This is a genomic window from Terasakiella sp. (assembly GCF_048267425.1).
Lineage (GTDB): Bacteria > Pseudomonadota > Alphaproteobacteria > Rhodospirillales > Terasakiellaceae > Terasakiella.
Window position 1 is genome coordinate 28,018 of sequence record NZ_JBLWXN010000002.1, and the last position, 21,503, is coordinate 49,520.

At 48.9% G+C, this 21,503-nt stretch carries 20 protein-coding genes; 2 read left to right on the top strand and 18 right to left on the bottom strand.

The genetic code is table 11. The annotated features are described in order from the left end of the window. Window positions 1–11: 11 nt before the first annotated feature. The 7 genes from ACN0VA_RS03295 to ACN0VA_RS03325 form a co-directional block, all read right to left on the bottom strand. Window positions 12–3,461 carry a pyruvate carboxylase gene (locus tag ACN0VA_RS03295; RefSeq protein ID WP_417819766.1) on the bottom strand — a complete coding sequence of 1,150 codons (3,450 nt, stop codon included), beginning with the start codon at window positions 3,459–3,461 and terminating at the stop codon, window positions 12–14. A gap of 58 nt (window positions 3,462–3,519) precedes the next feature. Next, entirely contained in the window at window positions 3,520–4,185 is a 666-nt protein-coding gene (locus ACN0VA_RS03300; RefSeq protein ID WP_417819767.1) for a LutC/YkgG family protein, read from the bottom strand. Then, window positions 4,178–5,617 (bottom strand): LutB/LldF family L-lactate oxidation iron-sulfur protein, encoded by a 1,440-nt coding sequence (locus ACN0VA_RS03305; RefSeq protein WP_417819768.1) that lies wholly within the window; start codon window positions 5,615–5,617, stop codon window positions 4,178–4,180. Before ACN0VA_RS03305 ends, ACN0VA_RS03300 begins: the two co-directional genes overlap by 8 nt. Further along, entirely contained in the window at window positions 5,604–6,362 is a 759-nt protein-coding gene (locus tag ACN0VA_RS03310) for a (Fe-S)-binding protein (protein ID WP_417819769.1), read from the bottom strand. Before ACN0VA_RS03310 ends, ACN0VA_RS03305 begins: the two co-directional genes overlap by 14 nt. Before the next feature lie 12 nt (window positions 6,363–6,374). Continuing rightward, window positions 6,375–7,760, bottom strand: a complete 1,386-nt coding sequence (locus ACN0VA_RS03315) for a TRAP transporter large permease (RefSeq protein ID WP_417819770.1) — start codon at window positions 7,758–7,760, stop codon at window positions 6,375–6,377. Window position 7,761: 1 nt separating this feature from the next. Then, on the bottom strand, window positions 7,762–8,343 hold the full coding sequence (locus tag ACN0VA_RS03320) for a TRAP transporter small permease subunit (protein WP_417819771.1): 582 nt from the start codon (window positions 8,341–8,343) through the stop codon (window positions 7,762–7,764). A 158-nt stretch (window positions 8,344–8,501) separates the two neighbouring features. After that, entirely contained in the window at window positions 8,502–9,557 is a 1,056-nt protein-coding gene (locus tag ACN0VA_RS03325; RefSeq protein ID WP_417819772.1) for a TRAP transporter substrate-binding protein, read from the bottom strand. Between the two features lie 288 nt (window positions 9,558–9,845). On the opposite strand from ACN0VA_RS03325, the gene ACN0VA_RS03330 reads away from it, so the two are divergent. After that, window positions 9,846–10,643 carry an FCD domain-containing protein gene (locus ACN0VA_RS03330; RefSeq protein WP_188661226.1) on the top strand — a complete coding sequence of 266 codons (798 nt, stop codon included), beginning with the start codon at window positions 9,846–9,848 and terminating at the stop codon, window positions 10,641–10,643. A gap of 5 nt (window positions 10,644–10,648) precedes the next feature. Here ACN0VA_RS03330 and mobA read toward each other — a convergent pair whose 3' ends face one another. The 11 genes from mobA to ACN0VA_RS03385 form a co-directional block, all read right to left on the bottom strand. After that, complete coding sequence (gene mobA / locus ACN0VA_RS03335) at window positions 10,649–11,224, bottom strand: molybdenum cofactor guanylyltransferase MobA (protein ID WP_417819773.1); 576 nt, start codon at window positions 11,222–11,224, stop codon at window positions 10,649–10,651. After that, window positions 11,224–12,318, bottom strand: a complete 1,095-nt coding sequence (gene modC, locus ACN0VA_RS03340; RefSeq protein WP_417819774.1) for a molybdenum ABC transporter ATP-binding protein — start codon at window positions 12,316–12,318, stop codon at window positions 11,224–11,226. Before modC ends, mobA begins: the two co-directional genes overlap by 1 nt. After that, entirely contained in the window at window positions 12,319–12,981 is a 663-nt protein-coding gene (modB, locus tag ACN0VA_RS03345) for a molybdate ABC transporter permease subunit (RefSeq protein ID WP_417819775.1), read from the bottom strand. Beyond that, on the bottom strand, window positions 12,978–13,679 hold the full coding sequence (gene modA, locus ACN0VA_RS03350) for a molybdate ABC transporter substrate-binding protein (RefSeq protein WP_417819776.1): 702 nt from the start codon (window positions 13,677–13,679) through the stop codon (window positions 12,978–12,980). Before modA ends, modB begins: the two co-directional genes overlap by 4 nt. A gap of 75 nt (window positions 13,680–13,754) precedes the next feature. Then, entirely contained in the window at window positions 13,755–14,744 is a 990-nt protein-coding gene (locus ACN0VA_RS03355; protein WP_417819777.1) for a NapC/NirT family cytochrome c, read from the bottom strand. 87 nt (window positions 14,745–14,831) lie between these two features. Continuing rightward, the gene (locus ACN0VA_RS03360) at window positions 14,832–14,978 is read right to left on the bottom strand and encodes a hypothetical protein (protein WP_417819778.1); all 147 of its coding nucleotides are present in this window, start codon (window positions 14,976–14,978) and stop codon (window positions 14,832–14,834) included. Window positions 14,979–15,070: 92 nt separating this feature from the next. Beyond that, the gene (locus tag ACN0VA_RS03365) at window positions 15,071–15,226 is read right to left on the bottom strand and encodes a hypothetical protein (protein ID WP_417819779.1); all 156 of its coding nucleotides are present in this window, start codon (window positions 15,224–15,226) and stop codon (window positions 15,071–15,073) included. Between the two features lie 152 nt (window positions 15,227–15,378). After that, a complete protein-coding gene (locus ACN0VA_RS03370; protein ID WP_417819780.1) occupies window positions 15,379–16,611 on the bottom strand; it encodes a glycerate kinase type-2 family protein in 1,233 nt (410 codons plus the stop codon). A 6-nt stretch (window positions 16,612–16,617) separates the two neighbouring features. Further along, complete coding sequence (locus tag ACN0VA_RS03375) at window positions 16,618–17,301, bottom strand: DUF2927 domain-containing protein (protein WP_417819781.1); 684 nt, start codon at window positions 17,299–17,301, stop codon at window positions 16,618–16,620. A gap of 27 nt (window positions 17,302–17,328) precedes the next feature. Then, a complete protein-coding gene (locus ACN0VA_RS03380; RefSeq protein WP_417819782.1) occupies window positions 17,329–19,116 on the bottom strand; it encodes an ABC transporter transmembrane domain-containing protein in 1,788 nt (595 codons plus the stop codon). Window positions 19,117–19,212: 96 nt separating this feature from the next. Further along, window positions 19,213–20,004, bottom strand: coding sequence for a dienelactone hydrolase family protein (locus ACN0VA_RS03385; protein WP_417819783.1), 792 nt, complete (start codon window positions 20,002–20,004; stop codon window positions 19,213–19,215). 171 nt (window positions 20,005–20,175) lie between these two features. On the opposite strand from ACN0VA_RS03385, the gene ACN0VA_RS03390 reads away from it, so the two are divergent. Then, complete coding sequence (locus ACN0VA_RS03390; protein WP_417819784.1) at window positions 20,176–21,339, top strand: hypothetical protein; 1,164 nt, start codon at window positions 20,176–20,178, stop codon at window positions 21,337–21,339. Window positions 21,340–21,503 lie beyond the last annotated feature (164 nt).

Here is a 21,503-nt window from a genome sequence, read left to right on the forward strand (position 1 = left end):
TTCTTGTTCTGTTAACCGACTTCAACCAACAGGTCTTTGGTATCCACTTGGGTTCCCGGCGTCACGACCACACGTTTTACTGTACCCGACTTTTCCGCCAAAACGGAAGTTTCCATCTTCATGGCTTCAATCGATAATAAAACATCACCGCGTTCCACTTCGTCGCCTTCCTTCACGGCAACCGAGACAACAAGCCCCGGCATCGGCGCACCGATATGATCTTCGTTGCCTTCTTCTGCCTTCGGGGCTGCGGCCTTTTTCGGGGCCTGTGACTTATCGGAAATTTTAACGTTACGCGGTTGACCGTTCAGTTCGAAAAAGACTGTGCGTTTGCCTTCATCATCGGCATCGGACAAGGCACGGAACCGGATAAACAGGGTTTTTCCCTTTTCCATATCCACCTTGATCTCTTCCCCCGGTGTCATGCCATAAAAGAACGCACCTGTCGGTAAAACACTGACATTGCCGTATTCTTTTAAATGCGCGGCATAATCACGAAAGACCTGCGGATACATAATATACGAAGCCAATTCATTGTCCGTAACCGCACGGCCTGCCAGTTCATCAGCCTTTTTACGTTCACCGTCCAAATCCAACGGGTCCATAACAGAACCGGGGCGCACTGTAATCGGTGTCTCCCCTTTCAGGACTTTCTTTTGCAAATCTTTCGGGAAGCCCCCTGTCGGTTGCCCCAACTCCCCACGGAAGAACGAAACAACCGATTCAGGAAAGGCGATTTCTTTTTCCGGGTTTTCCACATCATCGCGATTTAAGCCCGATGTAATCATCATCAAGGCCATATCACCAACCACCTTGGAAGACGGTGTCACCTTGACGATATCACCAAACATCTGGTTGACATCGGCATAGGCATCCGAAACCTCGCTCCAACGATCTTCAATGCCCAGACTACGGGCTTGTTGGCGCAAGTTGGTATATTGGCCGCCGGGCATTTCGTGATTATAGACATCGCTGGTTCCACACCGGATATCGCTTTCAAAGCCGACATAGTTGGCACGCACCTGTTCCCAATAATCAGACACTTTGCGCAAGGCAATTTGATCCAGTCCGGTGTCGCGCGGGGTGTTGCGCAAGGCCGCCACAATGGAACCGAGGTTTGCTTGTGAAGTCAAACCACTCATGGCATCCAGCGCCCCATCCACCGCATCGACACCGGCCTCACTTGCCGCAAGGATCGAGGCTGCGGCAATTCCGCTTGTATCATGGGTATGGAAGTGGATCGGAATAGAAATTTCGTCTTTCAGTGCCTTAACCAAAGCCGTCGCAGCAGCCGGCTTCAATAAGCCCGCCATGTCTTTCAAACCAAGAACATGCGCACCGGATTTTTCCAGTTCCTTCGCCATACTGACATAATATTTCAAATCATATTTGGATCGGTTCGGGTCCAGAATATCACCCGTATAACAAACCGCAGCTTCGCAGATTTTGCCCGTATCCAAAACGGCATCCATCGCCACACGCATATTTTCAACCCAATTCAGGCTGTCAAACACGCGGAAGACATCCATCCCGGCCGCAGCCGCCCGGTCCACCAGATATTTCACCGCATTATCGGGATAGTTGGTATAGCCCACCCCGTTTGAAGCCCGTAGCAACATTTGGGTCAAATGGTTTGGCATTGCTGCGGATAAACGTTCCAGACGGTCCCACGGACATTCTTTTAAAAACCGCATCGCCACATCAAATGTCGCCCCGCCCCAGCATTCAACCGAAAACAGTTCCGGTAAACGCGCCGCATAGGTTGGGGCAATTTTCACCAGATCATCGGTGCGCACACGGGTTGCCAGCAAAGACTGATGGGCATCGCGCATGGTGGTATCGGTTAACAACAGACGGTCTTGAGCCAGCATCCAGTCGGCAACTGCCTTCGCCCCGTCCTTTGCCAATTTTTGTTTTAAACCGCCCCCGATTGGCACCGCAAGGTTCGGGGCCAATGGGTGATGAATATGGTTTGGTTTTTTGCGTCCTGCGACCTCTGGATTACCGTTGACCATGACCTCGCCCATAAACTTCAACAGTTTGCTGGCCCGGTCCTGACGCTTGGGCATGGCAAACAGTTCTGGGGTTGTATCGATAAACTTGGTGGTATAAGCCCCGCTGAGGAACTTTTCATGGGAAAGCACATTTTCAAGGAAGACAAGGTTGGTTGCCACCCCACGAATACGAAATTCACGTAATGCCCGGTCCATACGCGCAACCGCTTCGTTCGGGCTTTTACCCCACGCAGTGACTTTTTCCAGCAAGCTATCATAATAACGCGTCACCAGCGCACCACTAAAGGCCGTTCCACCATCCAGACGGATGCCAAATCCGGTTGCTCCGCGATAGGCCAGAATTTTCCCGTAATCCGGAATAAAATTATTATCAGGATCTTCGGTTGTTACCCGGCATTGAATGGCATGACCGTTCAGGAAAATGTCCTCTTGATTGGGTACACCGCTATCATCGCGCCCGATCATGGCCCCTTCACAAATCCGAATTTGTGCCTGAACGATATCAATTCCGGTGACCACTTCGGTGACCGTATGTTCGACCTGAACACGGGGGTTTACCTCGATAAAGTAAAATTCTTCTGTGTCCACATCCATCAAAAACTCAACCGTACCCGCGCAGCTATAGTTTGCGGTACGCGCAATTTTTAAGGCGGCTTCACAAAGTTCTGCGCGTTTTGCCTCTGTCAAATAAGGGGCCGGGGCGCGTTCCACCACTTTTTGATTGCGCCGTTGAACCGAACAATCACGTTCAAACAAATGGACCACATTACCATGCGTATCGCCCATAATTTGAACTTCGACGTGGCGGGCACGACGAACCAGTTTTTCCAGATAAAGTTCATCATTGCCAAAGGCGGCTTTGGCCTCACGTTTTGCCGCATCAACTTCGCGCAACAGATCAGCTTCGGTTTCAATTTCACGCATCCCGCGACCACCGCCGCCCCACGATGCCTTGGTAATCATGGGATAGCCGACTTTTGCGGCTTCGGCCTTAATCACATCCGCATCATCAGGTAAGGCATTGGTGGCCGGCACCACCGGTGCACCGGCACGAACCGCCAATTCGCGTGCCGATACCTTGTTGCCCAATCCTTCCATCACCTCGGGACGCGGGCCGATAAAGATAATGCCTTCTTCTTCACATCGTCTTGCGAAGGCTGGGTTCTCCGACAAAAAACCATATCCGGGGTGGACCGCATCCACATTGGCATCCTTGGCAACCCGAATAATGGTTTCAATATCGAGATAAGCCTCTACCGGGCCTTTGCCTTCACCGATCAAATAAGATTCATCGGCCTTAAAACGGTGCAATGCAAAACGGTCTTCGTTTGAATAAATGGCAACGGTTTCAATCCCCAGCTCGCTTGCCGCGCGACAAATACGAATGGCAATTTCACCACGGTTGGCTGCCAAGAGACGACGAATTTTGTTCGGACGTGTGATCATAATTAAATTTGCCTTACTTTAATTTGCTTAAAGGAAACCCACGTTATTTTTATGCTGGTTAGTTATTTCTGATAATCATCACGACCAGTTCTTTGGGACCGTGAACACCGTAACAAAGTTCCTGTTCGATATCCGAAGTCTTACTGGGGCCGGAGATGAGCAATGCATTAGTTGGCATGTGGGTTGTCCATTGTTCCTGTTCAATCGCCTCCAGAAACGTATTGAAAAAACGGTCTTCATAAACAAGAGCGACATGAATAGGGGGAACAAGCGACAACAGACGCGGTTCTTCGCGCGTTGGCCATAAAATAAGGCTTCCCGTTTCTGCAATCGCGCCCACGGTTGTGGTCAGGCTTGCATCCACGCTGAATAACTCTTCTTTGCAGGCTTCGATTTTTTGATCAAAGCTGCGCAGTTTCACTCCCGTATCCGTCGCCGTCCAATTGTCCGTTATTTCTTTCGCAATCGGTGAAGGTGACCCTTGCATAAGGTGACGCACCCCTTTCGCTGTCAACATATCGATTAAATCACGTTGTGCATTTTGCAATGTCGTTTGTTTAATCTGGGTATTTACTGCCGAGGTGACTTGGCAGAAACGCTCAATTTTTTGTTCCTGCGTCCATTTTTTTTCGTAAACAACTGAATTATCGGTGACAAAATCACCTTTTGAAGGAGATACATTGCGCAAATTGTCTAGAATTTCCTGTTTTGCAATCTTATTCATCTTTCAAACCCATTTCTTTTGCCATCTGATGCAGTGTTTTTTTGGCAAATTTCGGCTTCACCCGCATGCTTGTCCATTCTTTCAACATCGGGGCAGACTGCGGTAACAAGTTACCGATTCTGCTCATGGCCGTGGTTGCAACCTTATAAGTTGCCGGGCTGGCATTCATGGCGGCCCATCCTGACCACCCTGCATTTTCAAGGATGGATGACTTGGTGCCGCGTCCTTTTAAGGGATGCTCCCCATGCGGACAGTTCCCTGAATTTTCATCACGCAGACGGACCAGCATCTTGGCAATCGGAATTTTAACAGGGCAGACTTCCACACAGGCATTACACAGGGTGGAAGCACCGGCATGTTCCGGATATTCATCCAGCCCTTCCAACTGTGGTGTCAGGATTTTGCCGATCGGGCCGGGATAGACCCCGCCATAGGCATGACCGCCAATACGGGTATAGACCGGACAATGGTTCATACAGGCCCCGCATCGAATGCACTGCAAGGTATCGCGCGTTTCCTGATCGCGATATACTTTTGATCGTCCGTTATCCAGCAAGACAAGATGAACCTCTTTCGGGCCGTCTTTTTCCCCTTCCTTGCGCGGGTTAGAGATCATATTGAAATAAGTCGTGATGGGTTGACCCGTCGCTGATCGGGTCAACAGGCTTAAGAGTGCGGGGACATCACTTAAGTTTTCCACCACTTTCTCGATCCCGGTGACGGCGATATGGACAGGGGGAACTGTCGTCACCATCCGCCCGTTGCCTTCGTTTTCAACAAGACAAAGCGTTCCGGTCTCGGCCACCGCAAAATTTACGCCGGACAGGCCTGCGCCTGCCTCCATAAATTCACGACGGAGTTCTTTGCGCGCAATCGCTGTTAATTCAGCAGCATCTTCGCTGTAGGGAGTATCGGGCAAATGATCCTGAAACAGTTTGGCGATTTGCCCTTTGTTCATATGAATGGCGGGCATGACGATATGAGACGGCATTTGTCCTGCCATCTGCACAATATATTCCCCCAAATCGGCCTCAAGCGCCCGAATGCCATGATCGCCAAGAAAATGGTTCAACTCCATTTCCTCTGACACCATCGACTTGCCCTTGACCACGGTTTTCACGTCATGGGATTTCAGGATTTCCAAAATGATCGAATTGGCCTCGTCAACCGTACGCGCCCAATGAACTTTAATTCCGTTTTTTGTACAATTTTCTTCCAGACGTTCCAGCAATTCCGGCAATTTGGACAGGGCACGTTTTTTGATACTTTCCCCCAGATTGCGCAAACGTGTCCATTCATCCCCATCCGTAAACTGCATGGCGCGTTTCCCCATCAACCCATCCATTGCCCGGCGGAAGTTGGCGCGCAGCTCGTCATCTTTTAAGGCTTTGTGAACACGACCTTTAAAATCTTTGCCGTTAACGAGGGTCATTTGTACGCTCCCACAGGAATTCAGCCAAATGCAGCCCTTTAACATCCGATTTTCGATAATCAAGATGCCCGGTGATATTCATCATGCATCCACAATCACCAGACACAAGTTTTTGCGCCTGCGTGGCTTCAACATCATCGGCTTTATCCGATACCATCGCCGCGGAAATTTCAGGTTGGCGAACGGCAAAAGTGCCCCCGAACCCACAACATTCCGTTTCGCGTTTCAGCTCCACCAGTTCAACATTTTCAAGCTGATTAATCAGGTCTTTGGGCTGGGAACGCACCCCCATTTCGCGTTGGGAATGACATGATCCATGCCATGTCACCCGCATCGGTTCCCCTTTGTCTGTCAGTTTGATTTTCAAAACATTCAGAAGAAAGTCGCTGAGCTCATACACCCGGTTTGCCAAAGCACACGCTTTATTATAATCCACGTCCCCTTCGAACAGTTCAGGGTAATGTTTAAACATCATCCCCGCACAAGACCCGGAAGGTAAAACAACAGGGATATCCTTGCTGAATAGATCAAGCTGAGCACGTGCCACGTCGCGTGCCTTGTCACGTTGACCGGAATTAAAGGCCGGTTGCCCGCAACAGCTTTGTGCTTGAGGGAAGATAACCTCTACCCCTTCGCGCTTGATCAATTCGATCCCGGCGACACCGGCCTCTGGATAGAATAAATCCACAAGACAGGTGCCAAAGAAATAGACGCTTTTTGGCTTTTCAATAGGTGTACGGCTCATGCGACACACTCCTTAATTATATGCCACCGATGGTAACCAGGTGACAATATTAGGCCACAGGGCAACAATCGTCAGACCGATCAGTTGCAGGATGATGAAAGGCACAACGCCTTTATAAATATCCATCAACTTAATTTCCGGCGGGCAGACCCCTTTCAGGTAGAACAGGGCAAATCCGACAGGCGGGGTCAAAAAGCTGGTTTGCAAGGTCATTGCCACCAACATAACGAACCAGACCAGATCAGGATTATCGATCACACCAAAGCCCGGAACACCCAACCCCAAGGCAGATACAACCGGGGCCAGCAACGGCAACATAATCAAGGTAATTTCGATCCAGTCCAGAATGAAGCCCAATAAGAAGACAAAACCAAGGATCACCAGAATAATCCCATAAGGGCCAAACGGCAGTCCTGTCAGCAAACTTTCGATAATTTCATCCCCGCCCAATTCCCGCAGAACCAAGGCAAAGCAAGTTGCGCCCAGAAAAATAGCAAAGATGTAAGCCGTGGTATTGAATGTTGCCTTAAGAACTTCGAAGAAAACCTTGAAGTTTAGGTTGCGATAAAAGGCCGCCAACAAGGTTGCACCCAACGCCCCGACGCCGGAGGCTTCGGTCGGGGTTGCCATCCCGGCAAAGATCGATCCAAGCACCGCAAAAATCAAGAAGATCGCGGGCATGACCGCCTTGGCGACATCCCAGATGACGTGCCATTCCAGTTCGCGACGATCTTCGGACAAGGGCGTTGCCTTCGGATTGATCAAGCCATAAATCAGAATGTAGATAATATAGAGCGCACCAAGCAACAGTCCGGGAAACACTGCACCCATAAACAGATCACCCACAGACAGGGCCAGTTGGTCCGCCATAATCACCAGCATAATGCTGGGCGGGATCAAAATGCCCAAACAACCAGAAGCGGCAACCGTACCGACCGCCAATTGTTTGTTATAGCCTTGCTGCAACATCGGTTGCAGGGACAACAGACCCAACAACACAACGGATGCCCCGATAATCCCGGTGGAGGCCGCTAGAATAATCCCGATACAGGTTACCGTAATTGCCAAACCACCGCGTACCTTGCCAAATAGTTCCTGCATGGATTTCATCAAACGTTCGGCAATCCCGGACTCATCCAGCATCAATCCCATAAAGATAAACATGGGAAGCGCGACAAGAACCCAGTTGTCCATAACCTTAAAGACACGGTTGACGACAAGACCAAGTGTTAGAAAATCCAGCCCGGTCATGGTGTCAAAATACATATCGGCCAAATAACCGACACCGGCAAACAGAACTCCGACACCACCCAAAACATAGGCAACCGGAATACCGGTAAACAAAAAGACAATAAAGGTAGCGAACATCGCCGCGACCATGATTTCATTTTCCAACATCTTAGCGTCCTTTCACGATCAAATAGGCATCGCGGAACAAGCGCGAGAAAATGGAGAGGCCGAGAAGCCCGAACGACAGCGGAATAACCGCCTTGATCGCCCAACGGTAAGGCAAACCAAGCGGTGCATCAGACCGTTCCCCGGTACGGAAAGAGTCGGCGACAAAATCAAGGGAATGAGAGAAGATCACCCAGATAAAGGGCAGGACAAATAACAAAATACCAATAATTTCGATAATACGCTTGGTCCGGTCAGAAAAGCGGGCATGCAAAATATCCACCCGAATGTGGCTATCGTTAACCTGTGCGTAGGACAAGCCCATCATCACGCCAATGGCGTAAAGATGCCATTGCAGTTCTTCCAGCCAGATTTGACCATTGGAAAACCCGTAACGCAAAGCCACATTGCCAATAATGGCGGCAATCAACAAGGCATTCACACCGCATACGGCATGACCGACGCCACGGACAAATTTATCGATTAGATCGGGGATGAGAACGTGTTTTGCGTCCTCGTGCATCTTGATCTCGTCTACCTTCTCGGCGACATGAGGATGCGGGGGAAGATCACTCGGCGTGCCCATAATACGGGTTCCTCCAACTTAATGCCCCGGACTTCATCAAACGCGATAAGGGTAAAACGCGGATCGGGGCGAAATTCTTTAAAAAAAAGGGGGCGCGATGTACGGGTTAAGTCCACGCGCCCCCAGTCAATAAGCTCGATACGTTAGGGAGGTGTATCTTACTTACGAGGCAAGAACGCGTTCTCTTTCCAGATCGCGTAGCCCGCACGGAAGGTGCTTAGATCGTCATAAACTTTCTTGAAACCAGCATCGTTTGCAGACTCTTCAGTCGCAACGTCATCCCATGTTTTCTTGAATGTTGTCAGCATGGTGTCATTCCAACGCATGATTTGGACGCCGTTTTTCTCAACGTTTTCCTTCATGGCTTCAAACTGAAGAGCTTCACCTTCGGCAAAGGAATGCGCCATAGAAGCCTTACAGACGTTTTCAACAGCCGCTTGCTGAGTTTCGTCCATTTTCTTCCATGTATCGCCGTTTACAAGCAATTCAAAAATTGTTGCCTGTTGGTGCCAACCCGGGAAATAGTTGTATTTCACAAGTTTGTGGAAACCGAGTTTTTTATCAATGGCAGGCATGGAAAATTCTGTCGCATCAATGGCTTTTTTCTCAAGTGCCGGGAAAATTTCACCACCGGGCAACAAGGATGTCGATACACCCAACTTCTGCATCACTTTGCCACCCAGACCGAAGAAACGCATCTTCAGACCTTGCAGATCTTCCGGCTTTTCAATCGGTTTGGAGAACCAACCAGATGTTTCAGGTGCGATGATCGCGCACGGCAGAACTTTTACATTATAGCCGCCGTTATCATACATTTCCTGATACAATTTCATACCGTTGCCATAATACAGCCACGCCATATATTCACCGGCTTCAGGACCAAACGGGACGGCTGAGAACAACGGTGCAGCAGCCATTTTACCTGTCCAGTAACCAGCCGTCGCATAACCGGAATTCACTTTGCCCGTTGCAACGGCATCCAAAATTTCAAACGGCGCAACCAGTTTACCCGGCTCATAGACTTTCATTTTAATTGTGCCGCCGGAAACCTTGTTCAGTTCCTCAGCCACACGAACAATCGGGGACCCCAGACCCGGCAGATGCGTCCCAAACGCGATCGGCGTTTTCAATAGAACTTTGCCCGCCAATGCAGGTGTCGCAGCACTCAATGTCAAAGCTGCGGCAGCAGCGGTTGCAAAAATAAACTTACGCATAAAATATAACCTCCCACGGTTATGCTTTGGTCAAAAGAAATGACCGATTAGAACAATTTAAAAGACTGGTTTTTATTTATTATTGGCATTTCGCACCACTGGGCCGAAAGCTTGATTTAATTAATTGGTTATATTTTTTTACCAATTTTGTAAATAGGTAAATTTATTTTACCAATTACCACTTAGAGCTTGCGTAAGTAGTTTTGGGTATAGTGCTTTTTTCTGCTATAAGGCTTATGCTAGTGGTTAAGTTCTTCCTACATTCCCGATGAAAGCGAATAAAGATCAATGCCTTACGAAAAAGTAAAACAAGAAAAAATCGCTGATGTTGTTGCCAAACAATTGGAGAATAATATCCTCCAGGGTTTATGGATTCCCGGTGACCGTTTACCGGCAGAACGTGATCTTGCCGTTCAAATGGCCGTTTCCAGACCGAGTCTACGCAACGCAATTGGTCAATTGGAAAAACAAGGATTGGTAGAAACCCGACAAGGCGGCGGCACCTTTGTGAAAAATTTCTTAGGACCATCTTTGACGGATCCCTTAATGCAGATGTTTCAAACGCACCCGGATACCGCCAGCGATTTTGTCGAATTTAGATCCATCATTGAAGGGAATGCGGCCTATTTTGCAGCGCTACGCTCCACCGATGCCGATCGTGCAATCTTGAAAAACTGTTTTGAGGCAATGGAACGCGCCCATCAGGAAGACGACCCACACGAAGAAGCCGACATTGATGCGGACTTCCACCTTGCCATTGCCGAAGCGTCCCATAACGTCGTGTTGCTGCACATCATGCGCGCGATGGTCAATGTCTTGCGTGAAGGCGTTTTTTATAACCGGATGCAGCTTTATACTCGACGTGGTGCACGTGATCTTCTACTCAAACAACACCGGGCGATTTATGAACCCGTCATGTCCGGGGATCCAGACGAAGCCCGCAAAGCCGCCAAGGCGCATTTGGCCTATGTTCAAGATGTCATGCGCGATCTGGAACGCGAAGAAATGCGCCAGAATGTCTCTCAACAACGTCTCGAACGCTATCTGAAAAAAGATGAAAAACGCCAAAGGAAAGCGGTGAAATAAATTCGCTACAGACCAATAAGGTCTTCCGGTCGATTGGCATTAAAGAACGGGTCTTGCGGATCACACGCCCATTCCACACAGGCGTAGCGATAACGCGACACCCACATTTTAAGCTTGCGCACTTCTTCCTCAGTCAACGCATGGCGCAGGTCTTCTTTTAAGGCCATCGACCAAAGCGCGACCACGGGATGATCATACCCCCCAGAACGCGCCATAACAATTTCCATCCCGTCGGTTTTAATCGGTTTTTTCAAATTTTCCACCAGATCATCTGGCAGAAACGGCGTATCCGTTGGCACGCTTAAAATATAATCATATCCTTGTAACGCATCCATCCCCGCCAAAACACCTGCCAAGGGGCCAACAAAGCCTTCGATACTATCGCCAATGACTTCACACCCAAGGGAAGCAAAACGCGCCGGGTCGCCATTGGCGTTAATCACCAGATGATCCACTTGGGGTGCGACCGTTTCCAGCACGCGTTTAATCATCGGTTTTCCTTGGACTTCCCGCAAACCTTTGTCACCACCGCCCATGCGGCGTGCCAATCCACCGGCCAACACAACACATCCAATTTTCATCACCGTTTCCCTTTTCGCCGTTCAACCATCGACACCCCTTTAACCTGCGCATAAACAGATTGCCCGACCTGAAAATCAAACAATTTTAAGGACCGCATGGTGATACGGGCAATCAAGCGACCTTGACTTCGATCCCCAATCGACAACACGATATTAACCCGTGCCCCGTCAATCACATGGATGTCATTAATCCGGGCTTCCAACACATTCAGGATTGTTGTTTGAGACGGTTTGTCCACCGCCAGACTGACATCGGTGGCAGCAATACGCAGGCGACGCACATCGCCGACCTGACCGACATGACCGGGCACAAATAAATCCGCCCCACCCATATCTAGTGTGCTCAGTTGATCCTCTTGGTCAAAGGCGGATATACAACCTTCCAGAACGCTTGCCGTTTTGGCACTTTTGGCAATAAACAAGGTTGGATCAGATAAGACATCCAACAAAGGACCATTGGCCCGAATGCGTCCTTTTTCCATCAAAACCATATGATCGGCAAGGCGTTCGACCTCGTCCGTATCATGGGTGATAAACACAACAGGTATGGATAGAACATCACTGAGCTTTTCCAAATAAGGGATAATCTCGTCTTTACTGAAACGATCCAGCGCGCTTAACGGTTCATCCATCAACAAAATTTCCGGGGCACTCAGCAAGGCGCGCGCAATCGCAACGCGCTGACGCTCCCCGCCGGAAAGATTGTCAGGGTGCCGATCCAGCAAACCGGATAAGCCCAGCAAATTCACCACATCATCAAAATTCGCCCCGGTGCCTTTGTTGCGGCGTTTCAGGGCAAACTGCAAATTGCCTTTTACCGACAAATGATCAAACAGGTTCGCATCTTGAAAGACGTAGCCAACCGCACGTTTATGGGCAGGTACAAATGTGCGCTCATCCTGCCAAATATGATTTCCTATGCATAAATAGCCGTTTTCAACACGTTCAAGGCCCGCAAGGCAGCGCAAAATCGTGGTTTTCCCACACCCGGACTGCCCAAACAGTGCTGTTACCCCTTGCCCCGGAATATCGAAGGCGACATCCAGATCAAATTCATCCAGCTTGCCGGAAAAACGAACGGAAATATTGCTCATCTACCGCCCCTTTCTCATACGTTTCTCGCTGACCATCATAATCAGGATCACGCAAAAGCTAAACACCAGCATCCCGGCAGATAAAATATGGGCCTGCGTCCATTCCAGACTTTCCACATGGTCATAAATCGCAATGGACAAGACCTTGGTTTTACCGGGAATATTGCCACCAATCATCAAAACAACGCCAAATTCCCCGACCGTATGGGCAAAACCCAAAACCGCCCCCGTCAACAAACCGGGACGCGCCAAAGGTAAGGCCACATTGAAAAAACTGTCCAAGGGAGAAGCCCGCAAAGTCGCCGCAGCCTCCAACGGTTTATGGCCCATTGCCTCAAACGCGTTGCGCACAGGCTGAACAACAAAGGGCAGCGAATAAATAACGGAACCGATTACCAATCCGGTAAAACTAAAAGGTAAGCTATGACCGAAAATGGATATCGCCAATTGCCCCAACGGGCTGTTCGGACCCAGTGCAATCAACAGATAAAACCCCAAAACCGTCGGCGGCAAAACCAACGGCAAGGCAACAATGGCTCCGATGGCTTCCTTCCACCATGCTTGTGACCGTGCCAGCCACCATGCAAGCGGCGTCCCCAAAATCATCAGGATCAAGGTGGTTAACCCAGCCAGTTTCAGGGTCAGAAGGATCGGTTCAATCATCCCCCATATCCATATCGTGTTGTTATGGCGCGCGCGGTTTCGCCTTTCAGAAAATCAACAAAGGCACGCGCTGCAGGGCTATCTTTCACCAAAACACAATCCTGTGCAATCGGCTGATAATAATGCGCCGGAACAATCCATTTATCCGGCTTATCCACCACCTGCGACAGCGCGACGAACCCGACATCAACATTCTGCGTGGCAACAAATTGATAGGTCTGCGCGATATTTTCACCATAAACCAGCTTGTCTTTAACTAAAGAAAAAAGCTTTAAGCTTTGCAATGTTTCCACCGCCGCTTGCCCATAAGGCGCTGTTTTGGGGTTTGCAACAGCAAGACGCACCAGATCACCTTGCGTTAAAACATCGGGTGAAGAGGCCGGATAAAGAGCCAGCTTCCCCATTGCATAGGTGAAACGGCTGCCCACTACGGCCAATCCATTTTCTTCTGCCAGACGGGGACGTTTTTGATCTGCGGCCAAAAACACATCAAATGGTGCCCCATTGGCGATTTGGGTATAAAGCTTTCCTGTTGATCCGACACTGACCAACGCTTCATGCCCGGTTTCTATCTGAAAGGCCTTTGCAATTTCCTTTAACGGCACACTGAAATTTGCAGCCACAGCAACATGAACAGCCTCCGCATAAACAGGCGCACTAACCAAGAGACTGATAAGAAAGATAAAAACATTTTTCATATGGCACACCCTATTCCCAATCTCTTACCCTGCAGCATTTAAGCAATCAGTTACAACAAAGGCAAAGGATTTCTCTTACGGTGTCACTTGGTTTTGTAAAAACCTCAAAACAAGTTGCTGTTGCTCTGCGTTCAAATAAGTAAACTTTGCCATCGCCTTAAGATGTTCTTCCCATTGGAGTGCATTAAAGGCATCAATCTTGGGCCGCGCATGACAGATTTGGCAATCGGTTTGCCATAATTTACGGGCCATCTCCTCAATCGGTTGTTTTTCCACACTCAGGGGTTCCACCAAGGAAATCCATCCCGTTTTTTGCTCCGGCAAATCAACCTGTACCCAGTCTTTTTCTTGCGCTTTGATATCCAGTTTCATCAAAGGAGGCAGGCTTGCTAATACATCACTTTCTATATCCGCATCTGCATGCACCACCACATTACCGGCACTGAAAAGAGGTTTCGAAGGTTTGATATCTTTATTTAATCCCTCATGGAACGCCTGCATCCAGCCTGCATAGATTTTATCAAATCGCGGCAGCTTATGAGCAATGCCTTTGTGACAATCGATACAGGACTGGTCGGTCTTTGCCGCCACCCCCATGACACGTTGTGCCCGTGGACCTTGTTTCACCGCATGCATCGCATCATAGGAATGACAGGTCTTACATTCCCGCGATCCACTTTCGCGCATATAGGTCCATACGTCTTGTGCCATCAAAAGACGATGATTTTCGAATTTCTCCGGCGTATCAATGGTTCCTAACAGGGTATGCCAAACATCCTTTGCCGCAAAGATTTTACGAACAACCTTTGGCACAAATTCTTTGGGGACATGACAATCCGCACAGCCCGCACGCACACCGGAACTGTTGTGAAAATGGATAGAATCCTTATATTCCGCATAAGAATTATCCTTCATTTCATGGCAGGAAATACAAAATTCGGTACGATTGGTATAATCCATAAAACCGTGATAGCCCCCGACGACCACCACGCACAAACCGACGACAAGGCCAACCAACAGGGGGCGGGGCACCACGTGCCAGACCCAATTCCAAAGACGCTTCATAGACCACTCATTTTCCCGTAAGGATATCACGTTATACCTACAAGAAAATATGGTCACTTAACAGAATTTTATCCGACCAATATTGGTTTAAGACTCTCTACGTCCTGTCGCATCTTGTTGTTTTTTATCAGATAACCGCCCGATAAAAGCCACAAATTGCGCCATTTCAACACGACCAATTAATGTCCCCGGATCCAGCTTCAGGAGTTTAACATCTTTTTCAGAATCAACCATACGTCCCCCTTTGTTTCTTTCTCCAGAAATGTAGCGTATAGGTTGATAAGAAATCAATTATCCTGAAGTTTACATCCCTTGGGAAGACGATTTTATGGAGCCTTGGAAACAGGTTTCATACGATCTGACCCTGAACTTTTAACATGCATTTTCATCAGAAATTCCATGTACTTGGGCATTTCAGCAAGGCCGATCATAACACCGGGATTATCCCCATAATACAGAGGCGTTTGTTGGGTAACAGGCATGTGACAACTCCTTCGACATTCTGTCCGTCAGTTGTATTAAATCCCTCAAAATTGCAGGTTCATTCTGAACCATTTTTATGCCTTAACTTTATATGCAGTTGCAGATTCTGGCAATAGGAAAAATGTGCCTATAAGTTGATATCACGTTTATGTCACTCAATATAAATGGCCCGAAAATCATTTACATTCGTCAAAGTCGGACCGGGTGCGAAAAGATCACCCATTTCGAAAAAGAAACGATAAGATTGATTGCTGTCCAGATAGTCTCTTATTTTCAATCCCTTGTCCTTGGCCCGTTGGCGCGATGTCGGATCGATCCACGCCCCGGCGTTATCTTCGGACCCGTCGATCCCGTCGGTATCTGCCGCCAAAGCATAGACCATTTCGATCCCATCAATATGATCTAAAAGACTGAGTAAAAATTCCGCATTCGGCCCACCTGCCCCTTCCTGGTTGCGAATACTCACCGTTGTTTCCCCACCACTCAGCAATACACAAGGTGCGGAAACCGGCTGTCCATAAGTGACAATCTGCTGCGCAATCGCCCCATGCATTTTGGCAATCTCACGTGCCTCGCCCTCGATACGATCACTTAGTATCAGAGAAGCAATCCCCTTATTTGCCAAAAAATCGCATGCCGCCTGCAATGATCTTTGCGGAGTCGCAATCAATTTATAAGTGCTTCTGACGAAACATGGATCATCCGGCTTGACGCTTTCAATCAATAGGTCATCGTATCCTTTTATCCCATAACGGTCTAAAATTTCACGGGCGTCCGTGCATGTCGTCACATCACCAACCGTTGGACCAGACGCAATAACCGATGGATCATCCCCCGGCACATCAGAAATCGCAAGACTTACAAGTTGGGCAGGGAAACAGGCTTTTGCCAATCGTCCGCCTTTAATGGCTGATAAGTGTTTACGAACACAGTTCATCTCATCAATCGTCGCGCCGCTGTGCAACAAGGCTTTATTCACTGCCTGTTTTTGCGCGATACTGACGCCCTTGGCAGGTAAAGACAACAGGGCCGACCCACCACCAGAAATCAAAGCCACGACCAAATCGTTTTCGCCCAGTTCCGACACCATATCCAATATGCGCCGTGCCCCCTGTAATCCGGCGTCATCCGGAACCGGGTGGGATGCTTCAACAACTTCGATAAACCGGGTGGGTGCCTTATGACCATAACGGGTCACAACGAGCCCCTGCACCGGACCTTGCCACGCATGTTCAAAAGCCGCCGCCATTTTTGCTGCACTTTTACCGGCACCGATAACGGTCACTTTGGCCTGACGATCCGTTGGTAAATATCGTTCCAACACAACATCGGGATCAGCCGCAGCAACCGCCGCCTCAAATGCCTGCCTCAGCATATCTTTCATGTCGGGTTACTTCTTTCTGCTTTGCGCTTTTTTAACAATATCGCTGATGACCTGACGCACAATCGGTTCGGCCTCAGCCTTGGTCATGCCCACTTTCAAGCGTGGATCATAGAGCGCCTTTAACAAAATTTGATCTGAAATTGATAACGTCGTTCTTTTTGAATCTTCGTTAAACATGGAATTGGCAATAATCGGACTGTCATTAGTCAACCCAAACAACTGCACCGTTTCTTCAATCAGGCAGTGATCGGTTTTATCCGGTCGATCAGACGGGATATAGGCGCGACCCCTTGTAATTTCATAGGTTTTCTTAGCCGATATCTTGCCATAACAATTGATCCCCTTTGCCACCTGTTTGGCGAGAACCTTTTTCGGAATAAAATTGATAATTAAATTCGGCTTTTCATTTTTTTGCGCCATGCGCATATCCAGCTTGGTCAACTGCTGAATTTGCTGCATTAAATTAAAAAAACGGGTCACCTGTTCGCGGGTTAAAGTCCCGGACGGTGAATAAATAATCGGCCCCGTCCATTTGATCAAAGGCTTTGCCTCGCGCCCGGTCTTGCCGTGCTCATGCACAAACACCACCGCCATAAAATGATCCACCAAACCGTTTAGGGTCAAGCGTTGCGTTTCCGCCTGTGCATTATACGACCACAGCAAAGCGAACAGTATCAACAACAATCTCATAGGCTGAGCCTTTCTTTTTATCCTTTCCTATTGTGGCACATCGGTAGAAAACTGCAACTTTGCCAAATGGTTGTATAGCTTACTAGATTCCATCAACTGATGGTGCGTACCTATTGCTTGGATGCGCCCTTGGTCAATGACACAAATTCGATCTGCATTCACCACCGTTGCCAGTCGATGGGCAATGATCAAAGTCGTGCGCCCAACCATCAAACGTTCAAGGGCAGCTTGCACAACGCGTTCATTTTCCGCATCCAGCGCACTTGTCGCTTCATCCAGTAAAAGAATGCTCGGGTCGCGCAACAACGCGCGGGCAATCGACAGACGTTGACGCTGTCCACCGGACAAACGCATGCCCTTTTCCCCCAGAAAACTATCAAAACCGTCAGGCAGTTTTTCCAGAAATTCCGTTGCCTGTGCGGCATCGGCTGCCTTTCGGACCTCGTCATTGGTGGCATCCGGTCGTCCATAACGGATATTTTCCCATGCATTTGCGGAAAAGATAACCGGATCTTGCGGCACCAATGCCATACGTTTGCGCACTTCTTCCGGGTCCGCCAACGCAATATCGACACCGTCAATAGAAACCGAACCACGTTCCACATCAAAGAAACGCAATAGGATTTGCATCATAGTCGTTTTCCCGGCACCGCTGGGGCCAACCAACGCAACCGTTTCCCCGGCAGCAATATCCAGTGAAATATCTTTGAGCGCTAACTCATCCGGGCGGGATGGATAACGAAAATCAACCTGATCGAACCGTACATGACCGAGCGGTTTTTCCGGCAAGACGAGCGGGTTAAGCGGGGCTTTGATCTCGCTTTCACTATCCAGCAGTTCAACCAAGCGTTCGGTTGCCCCGGCTGCACGTTGCAATTCGCCCATCACTTCACTGATGATACCGACATTAAAGGCAACCATTGTGGCATAAAACAAAAAGGCGGCCAGTTCGCCCCCTGTAATCGCCCCGTTCATAACATCACGCCCGCCAATCCACATGACAACCGCAATCGCCCCAAACACGAGCAAAATCACGCTTGCACTTAAAATACTGCGCGCCTGTATCCGTTTCACCGCCGCCTGAAACGCACCGGAGACTTCCCCCAGAAAACGACGTTCATCTTCGCGTTCATGGGTAAAGGCCTGCACCGTATGGATGGCGTTGATGGTTTCTTCGGCAAAGGCCCCGACATCGGCTACACGGTCCTGACTTTCCTTGGAAAGGGTACGTACCTTGCGCCCGTAAATGACAATCGGGGCCACTACCAACGGCACAACCAATAAAACAATCCCTGTCAATTTGGCGTTGGTAATAAACAACATGGCCACACCACCCAGCAAATTCAGGAAATTGCGCAAGGCCATTGAGGCACTGGAACCAATGACCGACTGCAACAACGTGGTATCTGTTGTCAGACGCGACAGTATCTCCCCCGTACGGGTGACTTCAAAAAACGCACTATGTAAGGAAAGAATACGTTGAAAGACCGCTTGGCGAATATCGGCGACAACCCGTTCCCCAATCCAGGACACCATGAAAAATCGCAAGAACGTCCCGGCTGCCATCACGACCGCCAAGATCAATAAAAAAACAAGCGCATTATCAAGCGCTTGTGGGTTTTGTGCCGTAAAGCCGGCATCAATCAGTTGCTTTAGCCCCTGCCCCAGCCCCAGTGTCGCCCCCACTGTTGTAATCAGGGCGACAAAAGCCAACAGCACACGAGGTTTGTAGGGTGCAAGAAAGGAGAAAAGCCGGATCAGGACATGAAAATTCTTGCTTTTAGGACGATCCATAAGGCGCGGTGAAGAAGCCACTATATTTTTATCCTTATATTATAAGTGGCTTCAAAGATAGGCGGGCAATCGAAATCCGGCAAGGGAGAGATAATTGCACCAAGGTTTCAGGATAAATTAACGTGCAAAAATATCGCGTAGGAAGGCCCGTGTTTGTGCCCAGCTATCAGCATCGGCAGCGGCATTATATCCCACCGGCATTTTAAAACGTTTGGCAAAGTCATCGGCATCCGGGTTGGTGAAGCTATGAACTGCCCCGGGATAATTGACAAACCGGAAATCGACATCTGCATCCTGCATTTCCTGTTTAATCGCTGCAATTTCTTCCGGCTTAACAAACGGATCATCCGCACCGTTAAAAGCACGCACCTGTGCCTTGACCACGCCTTTCTCAGCCTTCATCATCGGCTTTAACGAACCGTGATAACTAATCACACCGTCCAGATCGCGCCCCGTACGCGCGGCATGCAGAACGACGCCACCCCCAAAGCAATATCCAATCGCCGCCGTTCTCTCCCCGTCTACCTGTGGCTGACTTTTCAACAGGGCATGGGCCGCATCAAAGCGTTTTTCAGCCACGGCAATATTGGACATGGTTTCCATCATAAATGTTTTTGCATCTTTGGGGTGGTCCGCCAATTTACCTGTACCATACATATCCAGGGCCAGTGCGGTATAGCCCAAACTTGCCAGCATCTCTGCCCGTTTGCGGGCATATGGATTATGTCCCCACCATTCATGAACCACTAAAACGCCGGGACGTGTCCCGTTTACAGAATCATCATAGGCAAGATAGCCTGTCATTTCCTGACCATCGACCGAATATTTAACGTCCTGACCGATCACTTTTGCCTGTGCTGTTGACAGGACAAACATGCCCAAGATCAAGGAAAGTGCGAAACGAAACATGGCATTCTCCATCAAGTATGAAAGCTCTTTAATAAATTAGAATGACTCTAACAGCAGTTTGGTGCAAGTGATGAAAATTGCAAGTGCTTGCTGTTTTTTATTGTTTGAACTAGTTTCTTAACCCTAGAATCCCGATACGGGTTTCACCAACGCATAAAGTGGATGAGGGAAATGCGGCACATTGTCATCGGTCTTGTTATCGGTTTGGTCGTTGGCGTCGTTCTCGGCGTAACGGTTCTGACACCCCAAATTAAAAGCCACACGGCCTCCAAGGCCGTTTTGAAAGACCGTGAACTTCCCGGGGATAACAAAGAAGCTCCCGTTGTTTTATCCGCTTTACAAGACGGGGATGCCATCCATTGGCGCTCGGCCCCTCCGTTCCCTTCAGACCGCCCTAATGTAAACGCACAGGCCCAAAGATTCTCTAAACAACTGGCGCTGCTGTCCGGTGATAAGATGATTTTACCGATCCTGCCCGCCAAAGATGTCATTGGCGCAGACCGGTTGTTTAATGCCATCGCCTCCGGTCGGATTGACGCCCTGTTTTCCACCGCAGATATCGCCGCCGATAAAGAACCTGCCCTTTCCCTTTTCTCCGCCCTCCCCTTTGGTCCCGATGCCATTGACATGATGGCGTGGTTGCAGGTCGGCAACGGTACACTCAAGCTTAAAAATATTTTTTCAAAGCACAATGTAACGGCTCTCGTCTGCGGTTATCTCCCCCCTGAGGCCTCCGGCTGGTTTGTCAGCGAATTGCAAAATGCCGAACAAATCAACGAGTTACGCATCCGTGCCACAGGCTTGGGCGCAAAAGTCTGGGCAAAGGCTGGTGCAACAGTAAGTGCAATGACGCCCGAAGAAGTCCCGAATGCGTTCGACCAAGGGCAACTGGACGGCGCCATTTTTTCGACCCCGTCACAAGATGTAAAATCGGGCTACAGTCGCTACGCCAAAAACTATTATTTCCCCGGCTGGCAAAATCAGGGGCAGCCCCTTTTGCTGTTGATCAATACCCGCGTCTGGAAACGACTGGATCAGGAACGCCAGTCTCTTCTGAAAACATCGTGTGATCAACGTAGTGCGATTGAGCTGGCAAAAGCCCCGCAAGAACAATTCAAAGGCTTAAGCGACCTTATAAAGCAAGACGTCATCCTCAGACGTATGCCCAGCTATATATTAGATCCGCTTAAACAAGCATGGGAACAAGTCTTGGCAGAAGAAGTCAGAAAAGATCAAAGCGTTCTGGAAGTCTGGGAAAGCCTGAATGCCTTTTTGAAAAACAGAAAGACATGGCAAGAAATGAGCCGATTGAAAGATGATCCCTCTGATTTTTAAACATCGCTAATACCGCGGTAAAGAAAGCGAATCCGATATATTATTTTTTACTTTGAGCACAAAAAAACAGATTTTCTGCATTTTTTCATTCAAAATGATGCTCTGCTCTCTCCATAACCCGGAAGAGAGCAAAAACGGTTCACTGAAACCTTTTATAAACAGAC

What these genes read in the sequence shown, in the direction of transcription:
- ACN0VA_RS03295 (WP_417819766.1), bottom strand. Translation starts at nt 3,461, where the DNA reads ATGATCACACGTCCGAACAAAATTCGTCGTCTCTTGGCAGCCAACCGT.
- ACN0VA_RS03300 (WP_417819767.1), bottom strand. Translation starts at nt 4,185, where the DNA reads ATGAATAAGATTGCAAAACAGGAAATTCTAGACAATTTGCGCAATGTA.
- ACN0VA_RS03305 (WP_417819768.1), bottom strand. Translation starts at nt 5,617, where the DNA reads ATGACCCTCGTTAACGGCAAAGATTTTAAAGGTCGTGTTCACAAAGCC.
- ACN0VA_RS03310 (WP_417819769.1), bottom strand. Translation starts at nt 6,362, where the DNA reads ATGAGCCGTACACCTATTGAAAAGCCAAAAAGCGTCTATTTCTTTGGC.
- ACN0VA_RS03315 (WP_417819770.1), bottom strand. Translation starts at nt 7,760, where the DNA reads ATGTTGGAAAATGAAATCATGGTCGCGGCGATGTTCGCTACCTTTATT.
- ACN0VA_RS03320 (WP_417819771.1), bottom strand. Translation starts at nt 8,343, where the DNA reads ATGGGCACGCCGAGTGATCTTCCCCCGCATCCTCATGTCGCCGAGAAG.
- ACN0VA_RS03325 (WP_417819772.1), bottom strand. Translation starts at nt 9,557, where the DNA reads ATGCGTAAGTTTATTTTTGCAACCGCTGCTGCCGCAGCTTTGACATTG.
- ACN0VA_RS03330 (WP_188661226.1), top strand. Translation starts at nt 9,846, where the DNA reads ATGCCTTACGAAAAAGTAAAACAAGAAAAAATCGCTGATGTTGTTGCC.
- mobA (WP_417819773.1), bottom strand. Translation starts at nt 11,224, where the DNA reads ATGAAAATTGGATGTGTTGTGTTGGCCGGTGGATTGGCACGCCGCATG.
- modC (WP_417819774.1), bottom strand. Translation starts at nt 12,318, where the DNA reads ATGAGCAATATTTCCGTTCGTTTTTCCGGCAAGCTGGATGAATTTGAT.
- modB (WP_417819775.1), bottom strand. Translation starts at nt 12,981, where the DNA reads ATGATTGAACCGATCCTTCTGACCCTGAAACTGGCTGGGTTAACCACC.
- modA (WP_417819776.1), bottom strand. Translation starts at nt 13,679, where the DNA reads ATGAAAAATGTTTTTATCTTTCTTATCAGTCTCTTGGTTAGTGCGCCT.
- ACN0VA_RS03355 (WP_417819777.1), bottom strand. Translation starts at nt 14,744, where the DNA reads ATGAAGCGTCTTTGGAATTGGGTCTGGCACGTGGTGCCCCGCCCCCTG.
- ACN0VA_RS03360 (WP_417819778.1), bottom strand. Translation starts at nt 14,978, where the DNA reads ATGGTTGATTCTGAAAAAGATGTTAAACTCCTGAAGCTGGATCCGGGG.
- ACN0VA_RS03365 (WP_417819779.1), bottom strand. Translation starts at nt 15,226, where the DNA reads ATGCCTGTTACCCAACAAACGCCTCTGTATTATGGGGATAATCCCGGT.
- ACN0VA_RS03370 (WP_417819780.1), bottom strand. Translation starts at nt 16,611, where the DNA reads ATGAAAGATATGCTGAGGCAGGCATTTGAGGCGGCGGTTGCTGCGGCT.
- ACN0VA_RS03375 (WP_417819781.1), bottom strand. Translation starts at nt 17,301, where the DNA reads ATGAGATTGTTGTTGATACTGTTCGCTTTGCTGTGGTCGTATAATGCA.
- ACN0VA_RS03385 (WP_417819783.1), bottom strand. Translation starts at nt 20,004, where the DNA reads ATGTTTCGTTTCGCACTTTCCTTGATCTTGGGCATGTTTGTCCTGTCA.
- ACN0VA_RS03390 (WP_417819784.1), top strand. Translation starts at nt 20,176, where the DNA reads ATGCGGCACATTGTCATCGGTCTTGTTATCGGTTTGGTCGTTGGCGTC.